The organism is Serratia sp. Z4 (assembly GCF_009900725.1).
Classification (GTDB): Bacteria; Pseudomonadota; Gammaproteobacteria; order Enterobacterales; family Enterobacteriaceae; genus Serratia; species Serratia nematodiphila.
In genome coordinates this window covers 165,234-185,292 of record NZ_JAAABD010000009.1, presented here as the reverse complement: position 1 = coordinate 185,292, position 20,059 = coordinate 165,234, and the positions used below count along the sequence as shown (strand labels likewise).

Below are 20,059 nucleotides of genomic sequence, written 5' to 3'. Positions count from 1 at the left end.
GAAGCATCAGGATAAGAAGGACCAAGAGATCGAGCAGCAGATGGAGCTGTTGCAGGATTAACTCGAAAATTGCCCCCTTTTAGGGGGCGTCGTGTAAAGCCACCTCCTCAGGAGGTGGTCTTTTACTTTGTCTGTTATCTGGCGTTCTGCTCGAGCATGGGCATCCTGAGACGAATGGTGTAGGACAAATCCGCCGGGAGCGGATTTGAACGTTGCGAAGCAACGGCCCGAAGGGGGGCGGGCAGGACGCCCGCCATAAACTGCCAGGCATCAAATAAAGCCGAAAGCCCTGAACTGACGTTCAGGGCTTTTTGCTATGTGCAATACGTAAAAAAGCGCAGCTACGCTGCGCGGTTTTCCCCCTCCTCCTTATTCTCCGCCAGCGAGCCAGAGAAAAGGCCCCGAAGGGCCTTTGATTAGGGTGTGTTTGCTTTTTTCACTTATTATTCGATCAATGCGAGCTGCCCTGAGAGATGCCCAGCCCGGTTTGCGAACGGACAAACTGGGCCCGGAAGCGTTCCCGCTCCTGCTGCCCGGCCAGCGAGCTGTCGGTGATCGAGAACAGCCAGGTGCCGACAAAGGCCACGATCATCGAGAACAACGCCGGGTATTCATACGGATAAATCGGTTTCTCATGGCCGAGGATCTGCACCCAGATCGTCGGGCCGAGGATCATCAGAATCACCGCCGTTAACAGACCCAGCCAGCCGCCAATCATCGCGCCGCGAGTCGTCAAACGCGACCAGTACATCGACAGGATAATGATAGGGAAGTTACAGCTGGCAGCGATGGAGAACGCCAGCCCGACCATAAAGGCGATATTCTGCTTCTCGAACAAAATCCCCAGGGCAATGGCGACCAGCCCCAATACCACGACGGTGATCTTGGAGACCTTCAGCTCATCGCGCTCGGTCGCCTTGCCATTTTTAATCACGCTGGCGTACAGGTCATGGGACACGGCCGAGGCGCCGGCCAGCGTCAGGCCTGCAACCACTGCCAGAATGGTGGCGAACGCCACCGCCGAGATAAAGCCGAGGAAGAAGTTGCCGCCAACGGCATTGGCCAGGTGCACCGCCGCCATGTTGGTCCCGCCCAGCAGCGCGCCGGTGGCGTCTTTGAACGCCGGATTGGCGCTAACCAGCAAGATGGCGCCGAAGCCGATGATAAAGGTCAGGATATAGAAGTAACCGATAAAGCCGGTGGCGTAGAACACGCTCTTGCGCGCTTCCTTGGCGTCACTCACGGTGAAGAAACGCATCAGGATGTGCGGCAGGCCGGCGGTGCCGAACATCAGCGCCAGGCCAAGTGACAGCGCGGAGATCGGATCGGACACCAGCCCGCCGGGGCTCATGATGGCGATGCCTTTCGGGTGCACCTTCACCGCTTCGGCGAACAGGGTATTGAAGTCGAAGTTGACCGACTTCATCACCATCAGCGCCATAAAGCTGGCGCCGGCCAGCAGCAGCACCGCTTTGATGATCTGCACCCAGGTGGTGGCCAGCATGCCGCCGAACAGCACGTACAGCACCATCAGAATGCCGACCAGGATCACCGCCACGTGGTAGTTGAGCCCGAACAGCAGCTGGATCAGTTTACCGGCGCCGACCATCTGCGCGATCAGATATAGCGCCACCACTACCAACGAGCCGCAGGCCGAGAGGGTGCGGATCGGTTTCTGCTGCAGACGGTAAGAGGCGACATCGGCGAAGGTATAGCGGCCGAGATTGCGCAGGCGTTCCGCGATCAGGAACAGAATGATCGGCCAGCCGATGAGGAAGCCGATGGAGTAGATCAGCCCGTCATAGCCCGAGGTGTAGACCAATGCGGAGATGCCGAGGAACGAGGCGGCGGACATGAAGTCACCGGCGATCGCCAGGCCGTTTTGCAGGCCGGTAATGCGCCCGCCCGCGGTGTAGTAGTCCTGACGGGAACGGGTGCGTTTGGACGCCCAATAGGTGATGTAGAGCGTGGCACCGACAAACAGGATAAACATCACGATCGCCTGGATGTTCAGCGGTTGACGATGCACCTCGCCGCCAATGGCGTCGGCGCAGGCCAGGCCCGGCAGTAATAGCAGCGCGGCGGCGGACAATAAGCGCTTCATTGTTTCACCTCGCGCAGGATCTCTGCGGTGAGGCGATCGAACTCGCCGTTGGCGCGAAACACGTAGATCCCGGTCAAGACGAAAGAGATCACGATCAACCCGACGCCGACCGGGATCCCGCGGGTGATGGTCGATCCGGCGGCGATCGGCGTACCGAGCCATTGTGGATCGAAGGCGATCAACAAAATAAAGCCGACGTACAGCGCCAGCGTAATCAGCGAAAGCAGCCAGGCGAACCGGCCGCGTTTTCTCACCAGCTCTTTAAAGCGCGGGTTTTCTTCAATCCCTTGATAAATGGTGTCATTCATCAGAGTGTCTCCAGTCGGTATTGAGAGAGTACGCCGCGCCAGGGCCGCTCAACGGCGCGTTATCCGAATGAGCGGCCTGAAGCGGCGTAAATTATGACGGCACTTTCATTGATTGTTTTTCTTCCAACAGCTTGTCGACTACGGCCGGATCCGCCAGCGTGGAGGTATCCCCCAGGTTGCTGGTGTCGCCGGCGGCAATTTTGCGCAGGATGCGCCGCATGATCTTGCCGGAGCGCGTTTTGGGCAGTGAGTCTGTCCAGTGCAGCACATCCGGTGTAGCGATCGGCCCTATCTCTTTGCGCACCCAGTTGCGCACTTCGGTATAGAGCTCCGGCGTCGGTTCTTCGCCGTGGTTCAGCGTGATGTAGGCGTAGATCGCCTGGCCTTTGATGTTGTGAGGAATGCCGACCACCGCCGCTTCGGCGATTTTCGGGTGCGATACCAGCGCGGACTCGATCTCGGCGGTGCCCAGACGGTGGCCGGAGACGTTCAGCACGTCGTCGACGCGGCCGGTGATCCAGTAGTAACCGTCCTCGTCGCGGCGGGCGCCGTCACCGCTGAAGTACATGCCTTTGAAGGTCGAGAAGTAAGTTTGCTCGAAGCGATCATGATCGCCGAACAGGGTGCGCGCCTGGCCCGGCCAGGAATCGACGATCACCAGGTTGCCTTCGCAGGCGCCTTCCTGCGGCGTGCCGACGTTATCGACCAGCGCCGGCTGTACGCCAAAGAACGGCCGCGTGGCGGAACCGGCTTTCAGCTCAGTGGCGCCCGGCAGCGGGGTAATCATGAAGCCGCCGGTTTCGGTTTGCCACCAGGTGTCGACGATCGGGCATCTCGCGTTGCCGATCTTGTTGTAATACCACTCCCAGGCTTCCGGGTTGATCGGTTCGCCGACCGAGCCCATGATGCGCAGCGAATCGCGTCGGGTGCCTTCGATCGCCTTGTCGCCTTCGGCCATCAACGCGCGAATGGCGGTCGGCGCGGTATACAGAATGTTGACCTGGTGTTTGTCGATCACCTGCGACAGGCGATTGACGCCCGGATAGTTAGGCACGCCTTCGAACATCAGCGTGGTGGCACCGCAGGCCAGCGGGCCGTACAGCAGATAGCTGTGGCCGGTGACCCAGCCCACGTCGGCGGTGCACCAGTAAATGTCGCCGTCGTGGTAGTCGAACACATACTTAAAGGTCATCGCAGCGTAGACCAGGTAGCCGCCGGTGGTGTGCAGCACGCCTTTCGGCTTGCCGGTCGAACCGGAGGTGTACAGGATGAACAGCGGATCTTCGGCGTTCACTTCTTCCGGCGGGCAGTCTGCGGAGACGCCCTGGGTCAGCTCATGCCACCACAGATCGCGCCCTTCCTGCCAGTAGCCCGGTTTACCGGTGCGTTTGAATACCACCACGTTGGCCACGCTGACCACGCCGGGATTTTTCAGCGCATCGTCGACGTTCTTTTTCAGCGGCACGGCGCGGCCGGCGCGCAGGCCTTCATCGGCGGTGATCACCAGTTTGGCGTTGGAGTCGATAATGCGCCCGGCGACGGCTTCCGGCGAGAAGCCGCCGAAGATCACCGAATGTACGGCGCCGATGCGCGCGCAGGCCAGCATGGCGACCGCCGCTTCCGGCACCATCGGCATATAGATGGCCACCACGTCGCCTTTTTTAACGCCGAGCTGTTTCAGCACGTTGGCGAATTGGCAGACATCGTGGTGCAGCTGTTTGTAAGTCACCTTTTTGGATTGGGTCGGATCATCGCCTTCCCAGATAATGGCGGTTTGGTCACCGCGCTCGGCCAGATGGCGGTCCAGGCAGTTGGCCGCCAGGTTCAAGGTGCCGTCTTCAAACCAGCGAATGCTGACGTGGCCCGGATCGAACGAGGTATTTTTAATTTTGGTATAGGGTTTGATCCAATCCAGGATTTTGCCATGCTCACCCCAGAAAGCCTCTGGGTCTTGAACCGACTGTTGATAATACTGTTGGTATTGTGCCGGATTAATCAGGGCGCGTTCTGCAATTGCAGAAGGAATAGCGTGTTTATGCAGTTGGCTCATAGCTTTTCTCCTTGAAGTTGTTAATGATATGTCAACTGAAGGTTAAGTATAGTTTGCTACGATTCTTTGTTTCTTTTTTGCGCGGCAGATCACGCAACAAAGATATTGATTTGTAATCGTTCTGTCGCATTTGCAGGGCGTATCTATCTCTTTGGCGCTTAAATCCTCATAAACCCACGTTTTTAACCAAAAACACTTATATAAAGAACAAAAAAGAATAAACCAAAACGGACTCAACTGCCGCGAAATTAATAGATACGATCAGGGCCGCCATTATTTCTCGCTATAAATCTTTTTGGGTTGTTTTTCGCTATTAATATTCTAAGTTGGCATTAGCACGATATAACGATGGACTGCACAGCGTGAAATAACGTTTTATTAACGCTTAATTCCTGATGAAAACTCGGGAAATATCCTGTGGCATTCATCCTGCGGTATCGTTCGATTTTTAATCGAAATATAAAGTGGCGCTGCATTTATGGACGAAAGTGTCACTCGGCCAATTCTCATTTATTTGACTTTTGAGTAACAAAATATAAACATATGATGCGGATTAAATATGCAGAATGGACGAAAAATAACGCATTTTAATCGCGTTCAAAAAATCGTCGTCGGCGCGGTTATGTACTTCATTATATGAAAAATTATGTTTTTAATAACAAGCAATTATGCCATTTGAAATAGTTACGCGAAATTTTTGTGATTCGATTCAGCGCTCAAGCCTGACAAATCAAGGCTTGCAGAGCATGCCGCCCGGATGATACAGATTTATACTGCGTCGCACCCAGGGCAGGTGAACGCTTCCACTGAATTAACATAAGCCTGTAATAAATGATTAAGTATTCTTTTCGCCGTGTTGCGACTTTGTACGGCGCAAAGAGTCTTTGAGGACTTTTTGGGTATGAAAAGTGTAAAAATTAGCCTGGCTTGGCAAATCCTGATCGCGTTGGTACTGGGTATTATTGTTGGCGCGGTATTGCACAACCAGACCGAATCTCGTGAGTGGCTAGTGAGTAATATTCTCAGCCCGGCGGGTGATATCTTTATTCGTTTGATCAAGATGATTGTGGTGCCGATCGTTATTTCCACGCTGATCGTCGGTATTGCCGGCGTGGGGGATGCGAAAAAGCTGGGCCGCATCGGATTGAAAACCATTATCTACTTCGAAGTGATCACCACCGTCGCCATCGTGGTGGGGCTCACCTTGGCCAACGTTTTCCAACCCGGCCACGGCATCGATATGTCGACGCTGACCACGGTGGACATTTCGCAGTACGAGAAAACCACCGAACAGGTGCAAAGCGGTTCGCACAGTCTGGTGGCGACCATTCTGTCGCTGATCCCGTCGAACGTCTTCTCGTCGATGGCCAAGGGTGACATGTTGCCGATTATCTTCTTCTCGGTGCTGTTCGGTCTGGGGCTGTCGTCGTTGCCGAAAGAGACCAAAGAGCCGCTGCTGAAGGTGTTCAAGGCGGTGTCCGAGAGCATGTTCAAAGTCACCCACATGATTATGCGCTATGCGCCGATCGGGGTGTTTGGCCTGATTGCGGTCACGGTAGCCAACTTCGGTTTCGCTTCGCTGCTGCCGCTGGCCAAGCTGGTGGTGCTGGTGTACTTCGCCATTGCGTTCTTCGCCCTGGTGGTGCTGGGGGCGGTCGCCCGGCTGTGCAACCTGCGCATCTGGACGCTGATCCGCATCCTGAAAGACGAACTGATCCTGGCTTATTCCACCGCCAGTTCGGAAACGGTGCTGCCGCGCATCATCGAAAAGATGGAGGCTTATGGCGCGCCCAAGTCGATCACCAGCTTCGTGGTGCCGACGGGTTACTCCTTTAACCTGGATGGCTCGACGCTGTACCAGAGCATCGCCGCCATCTTTATTGCCCAGTTGTACGGCATCGAGCTGTCGTTGGGGCAGGAGATCGTGCTGGTGCTGACGCTGATGGTGACCTCGAAAGGGATCGCCGGCGTGCCGGGCGTCTCGTTCGTGGTGCTGCTGGCCACCCTGGGCAGCGTCGGCATTCCGTTGGAAGGCCTGGCGTTCATCGCCGGCGTGGACCGTATCCTGGATATGGCGCGCACTGCGCTGAATGTGGTGGGTAACGCGCTGGCGGTATTGGTGATCGCCAAATGGGAGCACCAGTTTGATCGCAAGAAGGCGCTGGCCTACGAAACGGAGTTCCTGGCGCAGAAGGTGAAGCCGGCCAACCAGGCCTAATTACCGAGTATCGCCGACGTTGAAAACGCCCCAGGCAGCTGTGCCGGGGCGTTTTGTTTTTATGGCTCTTCAACCGGCCACTTTCTTTTCTCTGTCCTACTGCGCGACTTGCATCCCCGCTTAACAGAATCTAAAGTGTTACCAAATTAATAGAAATGATAATAGATGTTATTATCATTTTCATTTGATGATGTATGGAGACACGCAAAGTCGTTGAACGGTGGGGTTACGCCCGTTCGGCGTCTTTATTCAGGCTTATCAAAGGTAGGTAACATGTCGGACACCGCTTTGGCCTCTGAATGGTTGCCGCTGGCGCCAGCGCAGCTTGATTTCTGGGAAGAACACACCTTGCACCCTGGGCAGACTCTGTCCACCGTCGCACATTGCACCGAACTGTGTGGCGCGGTAGAGGAAGAGGCGCTCTGCCGGGCGATCGCCACCACTCTCGCCGAGACGCAGGCGTTTGCCTTGCGCTTTGGTGAGCGGCATGGCGACGCTCCCCCGCCGTTACGTTACGATCCACAGTGCACACCGCCATTGCAACGCATCGATCTGCAAACGCACGGCGATCCCTGGCAGGCGGCGCAAAGCCTGATGCGCGAAGATATCGCGCAGCGCCGGGCGTTGCATAGCGAGCCGCTAGCCGCAGCCTGGCTGCTCAAACTGGGGCCGGAGCGCTACCTCTGGTACGTGCGTGCGCACCATATTCTGATTGATGGCTTCGGTATGGCCCTGATCGAACACCGCTGCGCCGCGTTATACGCGCACTATCTGGGTGAGGGTAGCGCGGGTATGCCCCTGGGTGCCTTTAATGTCTTTCAACAGGCCGAGCTGGCCTACGCTGATTCTGAGCGATGCGAGCGCGATCGGCGCTTTTGGCAGAGCTATCTGCCGCCGTCGCAGGCGCTGCCGACGGTGCGCAAGGGCGGCAGGGAGTATGGCGTGCGACGCCTGAGCGTCAACCGTCGGTTGCCGACAGAAGTCGCGCAACGTCTGGCGCAGCAGTCGGAACGCAGTGGCATCAATTGGCCCGACTTGCTGGTGGCGCTGTCGGCGGCCTGGCTGTTTCAGGTGATGCCGCGCGGTACCCGGCAGGGCGATACGCTGCCGATGTGGATGCCGGCGCTGAATCGCCGTGGGCATGCCGCCACCAACGTGCCTTCGCTGGCGGTCAATACCCTGCCGCTGCTGGTGTCACCGCCGCAAGCGGAGACGCTGGGGAGCTTTCTCACCACGCTGACGCAGCAGCTGCGGGAGCTGCGCAGCCACGCCGGCTACCGCCTGCGCCAACTGGCCGCCGATCGCGGCGTGGATCCGGACTCGCGCTTCTTTATTTCCCCTTTCATCAACGTGCAACCCTTCGATACGCCCCGTTTTACCGGCTGCAGCGGTACGCGCAGCGTATTGGCCGGCGGCTCGGGCGACGGTTTCAACCTGACTTATCGCGGCCGCACCGACGCCCGCGATCTGCAGGTGGATATCGATATCTATCTGGAGCAGTTTCCGACGGAGGATGCGCTGGACTATGGCGAGGCGCTGCAAGAATTTCTGTTGCGTGCGCTGCAGCGGGAAGCCTGGGAGCAACCGCTGGCGGCCCTGACGGCGTTGCCCGCCTGAGAAAGTGCGGGCGGGAGGGTGCTCCCGCCCGAGTGGCAGGACTTCAGCTGGCCAGCAACGCCGCCACTTCGCGCGCGTTCTTGCACGGCAAGAGCGAACTGCTTACCAGACGGGTGCCGAAAGCGTCATTGAGGCGTGAGGCCACCTGTTTGATATGCGGCAGCTTCAGCCCCATGGCGATAAACGCCGTCTCTTCCCCCCATTCCGGGCGCGGGGTCACGCCGATCGCCTGCCAGTAAATGGTCAGGATCTCGGCGCTGCGCGCCAGCGGCGCGTTCGGCGGCGGGGCCGCGCAGGCGTTCAACGCCGGCGCGGTTTGCTGGTGGCTCAGGTCGGCGCGGATGCGATGGCGATCGGTTTTACCGTTGGCAGACAGCGGCAGCGCCTCGGCATGGATAAAGCGCGTCGGAATATGGGTACAGGGCAGATAGCCGGTGGCGAAGGCGCGGATCTCGGACAGCGGCAGCGGTTTGCCGTCGCGGGTCAGATACAGGGCGCCGAGCGCCGCCTCGTTGTTCTCTCCGCTGGGATAATCCACCACCACCATATCCAGGATCGCCGGATGGCGGCGCAGCACGTCTTCGATTTCCGGCAGCGAGACGCGCACGCCGCGGATCTTCACATAGCCGTTCACCCGGGTGGCGAACATGATGTTGCCGTCCGCACGGTAGTAGCCCTGATCGCCAGTGCGGAAAGCGCGCAGCGGTTGTCCGTCCGGCCCTTCGAGGGTGATGAAATCGTGCTGCTTCAGCTCCCCCTGCTCCAGGTAGCCCAACGCCAGGTTCACCCCGGCGGTATGGATGCGGCCGACCACGCCGGCCGGGCAGTGGCTGCCGTCGTCATGGCAGATGAAATAACGGTTGGCGGGCAGCGGGCGGCCGTAAGGCACGGTGCCGCTCTCCTGCGGGGTGATAGGATGCCAGATGCTCCAGATGGTGGTTTCGGTCGGCCCGCCGAGCGAGAACAGCGCGAGATCCGGGCGCAGGGTTCGCAGGGTTTGCACCGTCGCCGGCTTGATGTAGTCGCCGCCTTGCGCCACCAGGCGCAGCGAACGCAGGCTGTCGGCCGTTTTGCAGGTGAGCAGCATCTCCAGAATGGCCGGCACCGAACACCACAGGCTGACCCGATGTTTTTCCACCAGCTGGTTCCAGCTGATGGCGTCTTTTTCCTGATGCGGCGCCGGCAGCACCAGCGTAGCGCCGGCGCACAGCGAACCGAACAGATCGAACATCGACATGTCATGGTGCGGCGGCGTGACGGAAATGAACACGTCGTCGGCGGTGACCGCCCAGCGCTGCTGGGTCTGGTGGATAACGTTGGCGGTGGCGCGGTTGTTGAGCACCACGCATTTGGGCTTGCCGGTGGTGCCGGAGGTATACAGATAGTAGCTTGCGGCCAGGCTGGCGCTGCGTTCCACCAACGTCTGTTCATCCGGCAGCGCAGGCGCGCGATCCGTCGGCGCCAGCAGGATCGCCGGCGTCACGCCGATCGGCGTCTCCAGATCGCCGCCGTGCACCACCAGCGTTGGCCGGCAGTTCTCCAGCAGGTAGGCGGTGCGTTCCGGCGGTGAGTTGATATCGATAGGCACCCAGATCACCCCCTGCAGGGCGCAGGCGAGGCTGAAGATGATCTGTTCTGGGCTGCGCGGCAGATACAGCGCCACCACGTTGCCCGGCTGCACGCCGCGGCTCTGCAGGTTGGCGATCGCCGTGGCGATCTGCTGGCCCAGTTCGCGGTAGGTTAGCGTCTGTTCGCCGCAGATCAGCGCGTTACCGCCGTTTTGTGCGCCAAACAGCCGCTCGGCCAGCTGCGCCAGATAAGGATAAGGCGCGTAATTCGCTTCGCTGTCGTTGTGGCGATAATGCGCCAGATCGATGAAATCTCGCGGCGCGATCGCCAGGTCGGCGCGTTGGCAACTGCGCAGGATGCGTCGCTGCAACGCCGCCAGCATGGCTTCTACCTGCTCGCCGTGCAGCGCCTGTTCGGCGTAGTCCACGCACAGCTGCAGGTTTTTTTCGCTGTCCAGCGTCAGGCGAATATCGATGGCGACCTGCGGCGTTTGGGTCAGGCCGTCGTGAAAGCGCACCGGCGCCTCGGCCGGCAGCGTTTCCCAACCCAGACAGTTGGTCAGGATCACCGGCAGCGCCGGGCCGCCCTGGCTTTGGCCGAGCAATTGCCGCGCCAGATCGACGCCGGAAAACGTCAGGTGGTCGAGCGCGCCGAGCACATCGTCCTGCAGGGCTTGCGCGCGCTGGATAAAGTCTTCACCGTGACGGGAATAGCGCACCGCCACGAAGCTGGAGGCGTTGCCCAGGGCACCATCGGCGGCGGGGAACGCTACCGGCACCCCGACGCACAGCTCACCGTCGGTGGTCCAGTGGGCCAGCGTATCGAGGACCAGCGCCGACAGCAGGCTGTTGCGCAGCAGCGCATGCGGCGATCCCAGGCGGCCAAGCTGTTTTACCGTATCGCGTGGCAGCGTCAGGGTGGCGCGGCGATAGCGTGATGAGGTGAGATTGGCGAGCGGGGCGCGCCACGGCAGTGCCGACGGGGTGGTGACATCTTGCAGCTTTTCACGCCAGTAGGCGGCATCGGCCTGGCGCTGCGCCGCCGATGCGGCGGGGGGCGGCAGTGCGGCGGCGGTCGAGGTCAGAGGGCGAGCGTCGAACAGGCGCGCGATCACGGTGGAGATCCCCTGGCCGTCGAGGATCAAGGCATCAAAGCTGGTAAAGATCAGCGTATCGTACGGCGATCCCGTCGGATCCTGCTGTTCGGCAAGTTGGATCACGGCGATGCGCCACAGCGGTTGGCTCGGATCGTGGCGCTGGTGGGAGTAACGCTCGCGCAGTTGTTCGACCTGGCGCTGCGCCGTTTCGCCACCCAGGGCGCGCAGATCGTGGCGATCCAGATGCAGCGTCACCTCCGGGCGTACGTGCTGCGTGCCGCGCTGCACATCGATGCAGGTGCGAAGCGCCGGGTAGTGCTGTACCAGCTCGGTCAGGCGCGCTTCAAGGCGCGGTACGTCCAGCTGCCGGGCGCGGTATTCGCGAAAGTCGTGCATCGCCACGCCGCCGAGCGGCCATCGATCGCTGCGGCCCAGAAGATAGGCCTGCTGCAGTGCGGTTAAAGCTGTCTCCATGGTACTTCCCTATAGTCGCTAACCGATTAAAACGAGCCGGGCGCCGTGCGCCCGGAAACCGATCTCAGTGCTGCGGCGCCAGGGCGGCGAGCAGCGTTTTTGCATTTCGCCCCGCCTCGGGCGAACGTTGGCAAATCAGCGCCGCCAGCGCCGCCGGGGAGGGATGCGCCGTCAGATCCTGCGCCGTCAGCGCCGCCGCCAGATACTTGTTGAGCACCGTCAGCAGCGCGTTCACCCCGGCATCCGGCAAGGCCAACCGGCGGATATCGTCGTGGTCGCGCACACTGGCCTCGGGAGCCACCCGCGCCAGCAGCCGGTGCAGCACCTGGCGCACCGGCGCCTGCTGCGCCAGCGCGTCGGGCGTGCATTGCGCCAGCAGCTGCGACAGCGGGCGATCGAACGCCCCCGCTTGCCGCACGGCCAGGTGCAGCAGCGCCCGGTAACAGGCCAGCAGGCGCGGCAGCACGTGCTCGGGGAACGCGTCCAGCCGCACGTCCCAGTTGATCAGAATGCCGTCGTCGACGTGGGCGACCTGCGCATCCAGCGCCACCTGCGGCCCCTGAGAGATCACCCAACCGAGACGGCCAAAGGTGTTGGCGACCCGTTCGGAAAACAGCGTTTTGCCGCGGATGCCGAAACCGGCGGTAAACACCACCGGCGAAGGCTGCAGGCTGCCGTGCAGGCGCGACAGATCGCGCATCACGCTGACGCCGGGGTAATCCGCATGCTCGATCAGCTCCGCCAGCTGCGTCATCAGGCGCCGGCAGAAGGCGTTCAGGTTTTCCGTCGGGTTCAGTTCCACGCCGAGCAGCACCAGGTTAGAGAAATCGCCGATGAGGCGATGTGCGTCCTCCCGTTCGCTCTCGCGGTGGAACAGCGGCACGTTGAGCCGAAAGCGCGTCATGTTCCACCCCTGGCCGACGGCCAGCGCGAACAGCGCCAGAAACAGCGTCGAGAGGGAGGTGTGGTGCCGCTTGGCCACACTCTCCAGCGCGCGGCTTTCTTCTGCATTCAGCTGTATGGCCAAACGATCGCTGCGGCAGCGGTCCGGCGTGCGCAACAGGCGCGGCGCCGGCGGCACCTGCGCCAGGCGAGCACGCCACCAACGCTGGCCGCGTTCGCGCCGCTGACGCAGCGCCTCGTCGGCGTCGCGTCGTTCTAGGTGATCGAAGTAGGCCGGCGGCGCGTCATGGGAGGGCGCCGCCGGACACTGGTGATAAAACGCCGCCAGATCCTCCATCAGCAGGCGAAAGCTCATGGCATCGCCGGCGATCATGTCGAGATCGACGTGCAAGCGGCTGCGCCCTTCCGGCAGCAGGCTCAGGCTGATGTCGCAGGGAACGCCCTGTTCCAGCGGCAGCAGCTGGGTGCTTTTCGCCTGGCGTTTGGCGGCGAGCGCGGCTGTCAGCGTTGCTTCATCGGTGTGTCGCCAGTCGTCGAGATGCAAAGTATGCCGGGAGCCGGGAGGTGCGATCGTCTGCCTGCCATCGTCGGTAATGCGCAGGCGTAACAGCGGATGACGCAGGTACAACGCCTCGACGGCCTGGCGCAGCCGGGCGATGTTCAGCTCGCCGCCGTCGAATTCCGCATAAAGATGGGCGGCCATGCCGCCCAGAGGGGGAGCGGACTGTCGGCCAACCCAATAGGCGGCCTGCATCGTGGTCAAAGCTTTCATCGGGTATCCATTTTGATTCAGCCAACGAGACTGCAAGAATATATCCAAATGTTAATAGGAATGAAAATTATTATTATTTGATCCATTTGACGCGAGGGTGCTATCTATAAGGGGTTTTAGCTGTAACGGGCAGGCATGGGGTTGGGTGTGAATAATTTATTCATATTATTCTTAGCATTGTAATTATTGTCTGTTATTGCAGCGCTTGTTTTACCTGCGAAAGTATAAGGTTTTCTGGCGGTTATCGTGGCCGCTCTCACACCTTTATTGATAATGATTTGCATTAGAAAATGCAAAATATTATCATTCTTAACATTATTTTACGTTTTTATACAAGCCGTCGGCCGCTCCGCCGGCGGCTTGGCCGTGGACGGGCCGCGCCCGTTCGGCCGCGAAAGACATGGGTTTGCCGCAGGGATAAGCAACAGCAAGGCCGGGAAGGCCGCAGCGTCATGGTCTGTGTGAGTGTCGATGTAGGTTGTGTAAAAAAAATCAAATTTTGTGCACCTCTGGGATGAAAGGAGAAGACATCTATGGGCAAGCATTTTGCGGCTCAACGGCATGAAAGCGTAGGAAACGGGGAAAAGGCGGGGTTAAGAGCCATTGGGGCGTTTTCCTCGGTATTTTTAGGCGTGTGTTCACTGGCGATCGGTAACGTCAACGCGGCGGAAACGAAGAGCAACGAAACCTACCAGGACGCGGAAACGCTGCTGGTCACCGGTGAGAAGATCAAACGTTCCATTTTCGACACCGGCTCCAGCGTGCAGGTGTTCGACAGCAACCGCATCGCCTCGATGCCCGACGCGGTGCAGATCCCCGATCTGCTGCGCATGACCCCCAACGTGGTGGATCTGGGCATCGGCAACGAACTGCCGACCGTGCGCGGTATCGACGGTTCCGGCCCGAACGTCGGGGCCAATGCTTTCCTCAGCGGCACCCGCCCGCGCCTCAATCTGTCGTTGGACGGCCGTTCGCTGACCTATAACGAACAGGCGTTCGGCCCGCAGTCGCTGTGGGATCTGGATCGCGTCGAAGTGTTCCTCGGCCCGCAAAGCTACATCCAGGGGCGCAACGCCATCGCCGGCGCCATCGTCATGGCCAGTAAAGACCCGACCTTCGAATGGGAAAGCGCCTTCAAGGGTGGAGCCGGCAACCAGCACTCGTCACAGTTGGCCGCCATGGCGTCTGGCCCGCTGGTGGAGGATCAGCTGGCGTTCCGCGTCAGCGTCGATCGCCAGCGCCGCCGCAGCGAGGCTGACCTGCCGGCCTATGCGCCAGTGGGCGATCCGCGTGAAGTGGAAGCCACCACCGCCCGCGCCAAGCTGTTGTTCAATCCGGCCGGCCTGCGCGATCTGACCACTAAGCTGACCTTTAACCACTTCGGCAGCACCGCACCGCAAAACGAAAGCCTCAACCCGCAGCCGCATCCGACCAATCCGCGTCACGATCCGCGCCGCGCCGTGTTCAAAAGCAACATGAACAGCACTATCTGGGATCTGGCCTGGGAGGCCTCCGATGCGCTGACGTTTGAAAACCGCGTTATCTACACCGATTTCAACATCAACCGTCCTACCGCTTACAACATCCAATACGCCGAGATCGACGGCCAGGAAGTTCACGTGGAGCCGGTGGTGCGCTTCGGTGGCGCGGACAGCCGCCTGCACGGGCTGGCGGGGCTGCGTTACTTCCACGGCACGCAGGATGAGTTCGTCAACATTTTCGGCGGCTCGACCTTCAAGGATAAAACCGATACCCATTCGGCGTTCGCCGAGCTGACCTATGCGCTGACGCCGCAGGTGGACGTGACCGCCGCCAGCCGTCTGGAACGCGAACACCGTCGCCGCGACGGCGGCAGCCAGGCGGTGCGCATCGATTTTGATGAAACCTACACCGTGTTCCTGCCGAAGCTGGACGTGGCCTGGAAACCGACGGATACCCAAACCTACGGCGCCAAGATCGCACGCGGCTATAACGCCGGCGGTGGCGGCATCACGATCGGCACGCCGGTGGTCAGCTACACCTACGGTTCCGAGTATGTCTGGAACTACGAGCTGTACACCCGTCATCACCTGAAAGACGCCAACGTGGTGCTGACGGGTAACATCTTCTACAACGATTACAAAGACATGCAGCTGCCGTACTCGCTGGGTGAGAACTCCAGCGTGATCCGCAACGCCGACAAGGTGGAAACCTACGGGGCGGAAATCGGCGCCACCTGGCAGCCGCGCTGGGACTTCGAGCTGTTCGGCAACCTCGGCCTGCTGAAAACCGACATCAAAAAGTTCTCGGGCAGCGGCGTGGAAGGGCATGAGCTGGCGCGCGCGCCGGCTTACACCGCCAACATGGGGGCCAAGTATCAGTTCCTGAAAGGGTGGGAGCTGAGCAGCAACGTGGCGTTCACCGACTCCTACTATTCGCAATACGACAACGACTCGCGCGGGCGCATCGGCTCCTATTGGACGGCCAACGCCCAGCTGGCTTACACCTTCGACTACGGCCGCGCCACGCTGTATGCGAAGAACCTGTTTGACTCCGACCGCCGCGAGATGATCCGAAGCAATGACATCTACACGGCGACGCTCCAGCGCGGCCGCCTGATCGGCGCGGCGGTTGAGCTGACTTTCTAACGCTATCGCGGTGACGGGGGACGCATGTCCCCCGTTTTGTGCGCTATCCCGGCACGGCCGGGCAAAGGAGATAACGCAGTGATCGGTGATTTTGACAGCATTCTGAGCGATGAAGAGGCCCAGCGGCTGGAGAGCGCGTTTCAGGCGCTGGGCGCGGCGTCGGCCAACGGCGAGCGGTCGGTAAGCGAAGCCGAAGAGCGGGCATGGTTCGCCCATCTGCAGCAGGGTGACGCACGCGGGCAGCGGGCGCTGGCCTGGCGCCTGACGGGGGAAGTGGATATCGCCCGGCTGGCGGCGGCGCTGCAGGCGCTGGTGCGGGAGACGCCGGGCGTGGACGTGCGCTACGTTTTTGATGACGAAAACGGGCTGATTAAACGCGCCGCCGGTTCGGCGCCGTTACCGGTGAGCCTTCGTCAGGTGGCGGACGAACAGCACGCCATTGGCTGCCTGCTGCAGGCGCAGGCGGCACCGTTTGAACTGGAAAACGAAGCGCCGCTGCGCGGCTTGCTGTTGCTCACGCCGGGCGATGCCGTGATTTTGGGCGTGGTCTTGCATGACATCCTGGCGGAAACGCTGCCTTGGCGCCACCTGCCGGCGATGCTGTCCGCCCGTTACAACGGGGATGTGATGCCTCTGCCTTTCGCGGCGGAGCCGGTCGAGCTGGCGGAAACCACGGAGCCGCAACTGCCCTGGGCGCGCCAGGCGGTCTCGCTGCAGGATTACCGCAGCCCGGCGCCGCGTGCTGAAGCGTTGCCGCCGATGGGCGCGCGCGTGGTCACGCGCATTGATCGCTCGCTGTTGCCCGCCAACGACACGCCGCGGGCCTTGCTGGCGGCGGTGGCGGCGCGGTTTGCCGAGTTCGTCGCCGCGCAGGCCGGCGGCCAAGCGGTGCAGCTGTGCGTGCCGGCCGCGGAAACGGCGGAGTTCGTCGGCCTGGAGCTTGGCCTGACGGCGCCGCCGCTGATGCGCCTGACCGTGCAGCATGGCGAGAGCGACGTCGGGCAGCGGCTGCTGGTGCAGGCCGTGGCTGAACAGCCGGACCCGCAACGGGCGCAGCTGCTGGTGGCCTGGCGCGACGATCTGGCCGCAGAGTGGCGGCTGGAAGGCGTTCACGCCGAGCGCATGTTGCTGCCGCCGCTGCATACGCCGTTTGAACTGGCGCTGCTGTTGGGCTTGCCAGAGGCGGAAGCGCTGACGCTCGAGCTGGTCACCGATCCGCGCCTGTCTCCCCATGTGGCGCCTTTCCTGCTGGAGCAGTTCAGCGCGTTCCTGGCCGGGCAGCGGATTGCCGTCGCCTTGCCGGCGGCTGAGGCCGCTTCCCCGGCGATGGCCGCGCCGGCGACGAACGGCGAGGCGGACGAAAGCGTTGCACCGCTGATTTTGCAGGAGTTCCGTGAGGCGCTGGTGGCGCCGGAAATGACCCTGGATGAAGACTTCTTCGATCGCGGCGGCCATTCGCTGGTCGCCACCCGGGTGATCGGCCGCTTGTTGAGCCTGCATCAGATCGAAATCAACATTAACGATCTGTTCAGCCATCCGACGGCGCGTGGGCTGGCGGGCTACGCCAAACGTCTGAACGTCGCGCAGCCGAATGCCCCGGTGGCCGCCGCCGACGATCATGATCGCGCGCAGGCGCCGCTGTCGCTGGCGCAGGAATCGCTGTGGAAGGTGTATGAAGCCTTCGGCCATGACGAGATTTTCAACCTGCCGTTCTCTCTGCGCTTCTTCGATGCGGTGGATGAAACGGCGCTGCATCAGGCGTTTATCGACGTCATGACTCGCCATACCGTGCTGCGTTCACGCTTTGTTGAGCAGCTGGGCGAGGTGGTGCAGGTGGTGGTGCCGGCCGCCGAACTGCCGGATTACTCATGGTTCCGCTTCTCTCACGAGACGCCGGCGGGCAACGCCGCCGCCCTGTTGGCCGACGCCGGCCAGCACCGGTTCGATCTGGCCGCCGAGCTGCCGCTGCGCGTCACGCTGCTGCGCGATGCGGACAACGGCCAGCAGCTGCTGTCGCTGCTGTTCCACCATGTGGTGCTGGATGAATGGTCGCTCAACCTGATGATGGATGAGCTGGGCATCGCCTACCGCCATCGCGTCGTCGGCCAGGCGCCGCAGTGGAGCGGGCAACCGCCGCAGTTCCACACCTTCGCCCGGCAGCAGCGGGCCTCCGGGGTGCAGCAGCAACATCTGGACTACTGGCTCGATGCGCTGCGCGGCGCGCCGGTCGGCCAGCCGATCTTCCGGCAAGAACCCTCTACCCACCCGGCAGTGCCGGCGCCGGCGGACGTCAACGGCGGCTGGCTGGAGTTCGAGGTCGATCCCGCTGTGGCGGAAGGCCTGTATCAGCTCGCTCGCCGCAATAACGCTTCGCTGTTCAACGTGGTGTATGCCGGGATCACCTCGGCGCTGCGCCTGCTTGGCGGCCCGGCGGATCTGCTGGTGGGCACTTCGACCTCCGGCCGTAACGACGCCGAGTTCTTCGATACCGTCGGCTACTTCACCACCGTGGTGGTGCACCGCGTGCGCTTCGACGAAGGGTTGACGGTGGCCGGCTTGGTCAGCCAGGTGAAAAACACCATCAACGGCTCGCTGCCATACACCGACATTCCGATCGATCTGGTGGAAGAAGGGCTGTTCGGCGTGGACGCCGACCGCAAGAACCACATGTTTGAAGTGTTCATCCAGATCCACAGCCGCATCAAACTGAACGGCGAGTTCCGGCTGCAGGACGGCAGCGCGATCGCCTACCGTCAGGTGGAGCCGGAGAAAGCCGAATCGTTGCTCGGCCTGCAGTTTGAGGTGATGGAAGACGATCTGGGGGGGGCGAAATCCCTGCGGGTGATGATGACCTACCGCCAGGATCACTACAGCCGGGAGCAGGCCAATCTGATCGCCGACGGCGTTCAGCACGTCTTTACCCAGTTTGCGCAGCACATCGCTGGCGATATCGCTCTGGCGGCGCTGCCGCCCGGGCCGCAGGCATGACGTTGTTTCACTCTAACCGAAAGCATGATTTTCAAGGAGATAAAAGGATGTCTGGAACCCTAGCAACCCCGCGCGCGTTACTGTCGCTGCTGGTGGCGGCCTCTCTGGTGGTCGCCGGCGCCGCGCAGGCCGACGATGCCGGCATCAAACCGCAGGACATCAAGCGCCAGGCGCTGTCGTCGACGGTGGTGGAGATGGCCTACAGCACCTCGCAACAGGCGCTGTTCGTCAGCGCGCCGGACTGGAAGGAAGAGGCGCGCTCCCGCGTGCTGCGGCTGGATCCCAACACCCTGGCGATCAAGGCGGAGATCCCGTTGCAGGTGAAAGGCTTCGGCGTGGCGCTGAACGACGCGGGCAATCGCCTGTACCTGACGCAGGCCTTCAACGGCGAAGTCGGGGTAGTGGACACCACCACCAACCACGCGCTGGGCAGCATCAAGTTGCTGGACAAAGCGGTGCTGGAGCAGGCTTACAAGCAGGCGGGCATCAGCGGCAAGCGTCTGGATTTCCTGTTGGCGGAGCTGAAGAAGTTTAAAATCACCGAGGACTACCTGTACCGCCTCCGCGAGCTCAAGTATGACGCGCAAAGCGGCCGTCTGTTCCTGCCGGGTCTGGGCTTCGGCGTCGACAGCGTGCTGTATGTGGTCGATACCAAGGCCGGCAAGCTGGAGAAAGTGATCCCGGGCTTCGGCTACAACGCGGTGGGCATCACGCTGGATGAGAAGGGCCGCCGGGTGTTCGTCTCCAACATGCAGGGGCAGGTGATCACCCTGAACGCCGACACGCTGGCGATCACCGCCACGCACGAAGTACAGGCCGATCAGCTGCTGAACCTGGTGTATGACCCGGCGAGCAATCGCCTGCTGGGCGTCGATCAGGGCATCGATCGCGACGACTACCGCAATCATCATCTGGGGCACGACTATGTGAAGCGCAGTAGCGGCCACCGGGTATTCGCGCTGGATGCGGACAGCGGAAAAGTGCTGGCCAGCGAGCTGACGGATGAGGTGCCGATCGGCCTGTTGCTCGATGAGCGCAGCCAGCGGCTGTATGTCGCCAACCGCAAAGGCGTGCGCGTGGATCACGGCGCCGGCACGCTGACGGTGTTCGACGCCAAGACCCTCAAGCGCCTGCAAACCGTAGACCTGCCGCCGCACCCTAACAGCCTGGCGCTGGATCCGAAAGGCGACGCGCTGTTCGTGACGGTGAAAAACGACGGCGCTGCCACCAAGGCCGGCAAGCCGGAAAGCGTGGTGCGCATTCAGCTGCACACCAGGTAACTGAATTGCAAAGGTAAAAAAAGGGGCGCCGCGGCGCCCCTTTTTCGTTGGGT

Annotated in this window: 10 protein-coding genes; 5 read left to right on the top strand and 5 right to left on the bottom strand. The window is 61.3% G+C overall.

The features are described 5' to 3' along the window. Nucleotides 1–451: 451 nt before the first annotated feature. The 3 genes from actP to acs form a co-directional block, all read right to left on the bottom strand. Nucleotides 452–2,104 carry a cation/acetate symporter ActP gene (actP, locus tag GT753_RS23140; RefSeq protein ID WP_004930048.1) on the bottom strand — a complete coding sequence of 551 codons (1,653 nt, stop codon included), beginning with the start codon at nt 2,102–2,104 and terminating at the stop codon, nt 452–454. Continuing rightward, nucleotides 2,101–2,412: a DUF485 domain-containing protein gene (locus tag GT753_RS23135; protein WP_004930047.1), complete on the bottom strand. Its 312-nt coding sequence runs from the start codon at nt 2,410–2,412 to the stop codon at nt 2,101–2,103. Before GT753_RS23135 ends, actP begins: the two co-directional genes overlap by 4 nt. Nucleotides 2,413–2,503: 91 nt before the next feature. After that, complete coding sequence (gene acs / locus GT753_RS23130; protein WP_160125992.1) at nt 2,504–4,462, bottom strand: acetate--CoA ligase; 1,959 nt, start codon at nt 4,460–4,462, stop codon at nt 2,504–2,506. A 901-nt stretch (nt 4,463–5,363) separates the two neighbouring features. Here acs and gltP point away from each other — a divergent pair. Together gltP and GT753_RS23120 are read left to right on the top strand one after the other, a co-directional pair. Continuing rightward, nucleotides 5,364–6,680, top strand: a complete 1,317-nt coding sequence (gltP, locus tag GT753_RS23125) for a glutamate/aspartate:proton symporter GltP (protein WP_015376334.1) — start codon at nt 5,364–5,366, stop codon at nt 6,678–6,680. Between the two features lie 273 nt (nt 6,681–6,953). Then, nucleotides 6,954–8,297, top strand: coding sequence for a condensation domain-containing protein (locus GT753_RS23120; RefSeq protein WP_075685521.1), 1,344 nt, complete (start codon nt 6,954–6,956; stop codon nt 8,295–8,297). Between the two features lie 43 nt (nt 8,298–8,340). Here the strand turns inward: GT753_RS23120 and GT753_RS23115 are convergent, their stop codons facing one another. Further along, the gene (locus GT753_RS23115) at nt 8,341–11,436 is read right to left on the bottom strand and encodes an amino acid adenylation domain-containing protein (protein ID WP_160125991.1); all 3,096 of its coding nucleotides are present in this window, start codon (nt 11,434–11,436) and stop codon (nt 8,341–8,343) included. A gap of 64 nt (nt 11,437–11,500) precedes the next feature. Then, nucleotides 11,501–13,111 carry a condensation domain-containing protein gene (locus GT753_RS23110; RefSeq protein ID WP_160125990.1) on the bottom strand — a complete coding sequence of 537 codons (1,611 nt, stop codon included), beginning with the start codon at nt 13,109–13,111 and terminating at the stop codon, nt 11,501–11,503. Between the two features lie 533 nt (nt 13,112–13,644). Between GT753_RS23110 and GT753_RS23105 the strand changes: the two genes are divergently transcribed. From GT753_RS23105 to GT753_RS23095, 3 genes are all read left to right on the top strand, one after another. Beyond that, the gene (locus tag GT753_RS23105; RefSeq protein WP_015376338.1) at nt 13,645–15,738 is read left to right on the top strand and encodes a TonB-dependent receptor; all 2,094 of its coding nucleotides are present in this window, start codon (nt 13,645–13,647) and stop codon (nt 15,736–15,738) included. A 78-nt stretch (nt 15,739–15,816) separates the two neighbouring features. Further along, complete coding sequence (locus GT753_RS23100) at nt 15,817–18,726, top strand: condensation domain-containing protein (RefSeq protein WP_160125989.1); 2,910 nt, start codon at nt 15,817–15,819, stop codon at nt 18,724–18,726. Between the two features lie 47 nt (nt 18,727–18,773). Continuing rightward, a complete protein-coding gene (locus GT753_RS23095) occupies nt 18,774–20,006 on the top strand; it encodes a YncE family protein (RefSeq protein WP_015376340.1) in 1,233 nt (410 codons plus the stop codon). Nucleotides 20,007–20,059: the final 53 nt, after the last annotated feature.

What these genes read in the sequence shown, in the direction of transcription:
- GT753_RS23095 (WP_015376340.1), top strand. Translation starts at nt 18,774, where the DNA reads ATGTCTGGAACCCTAGCAACCCCGCGCGCGTTACTGTCGCTGCTGGTG.
- acs (WP_160125992.1), bottom strand. Translation starts at nt 4,462, where the DNA reads ATGAGCCAACTGCATAAACACGCTATTCCTTCTGCAATTGCAGAACGC.
- GT753_RS23120 (WP_075685521.1), top strand. Translation starts at nt 6,954, where the DNA reads ATGTCGGACACCGCTTTGGCCTCTGAATGGTTGCCGCTGGCGCCAGCG.
- GT753_RS23135 (WP_004930047.1), bottom strand. Translation starts at nt 2,412, where the DNA reads ATGAATGACACCATTTATCAAGGGATTGAAGAAAACCCGCGCTTTAAA.
- gltP (WP_015376334.1), top strand. Translation starts at nt 5,364, where the DNA reads ATGAAAAGTGTAAAAATTAGCCTGGCTTGGCAAATCCTGATCGCGTTG.
- GT753_RS23115 (WP_160125991.1), bottom strand. Translation starts at nt 11,436, where the DNA reads ATGGAGACAGCTTTAACCGCACTGCAGCAGGCCTATCTTCTGGGCCGC.
- GT753_RS23105 (WP_015376338.1), top strand. Translation starts at nt 13,645, where the DNA reads ATGGGCAAGCATTTTGCGGCTCAACGGCATGAAAGCGTAGGAAACGGG.
- actP (WP_004930048.1), bottom strand. Translation starts at nt 2,104, where the DNA reads ATGAAGCGCTTATTGTCCGCCGCCGCGCTGCTATTACTGCCGGGCCTG.
- GT753_RS23110 (WP_160125990.1), bottom strand. Translation starts at nt 13,111, where the DNA reads ATGAAAGCTTTGACCACGATGCAGGCCGCCTATTGGGTTGGCCGACAG.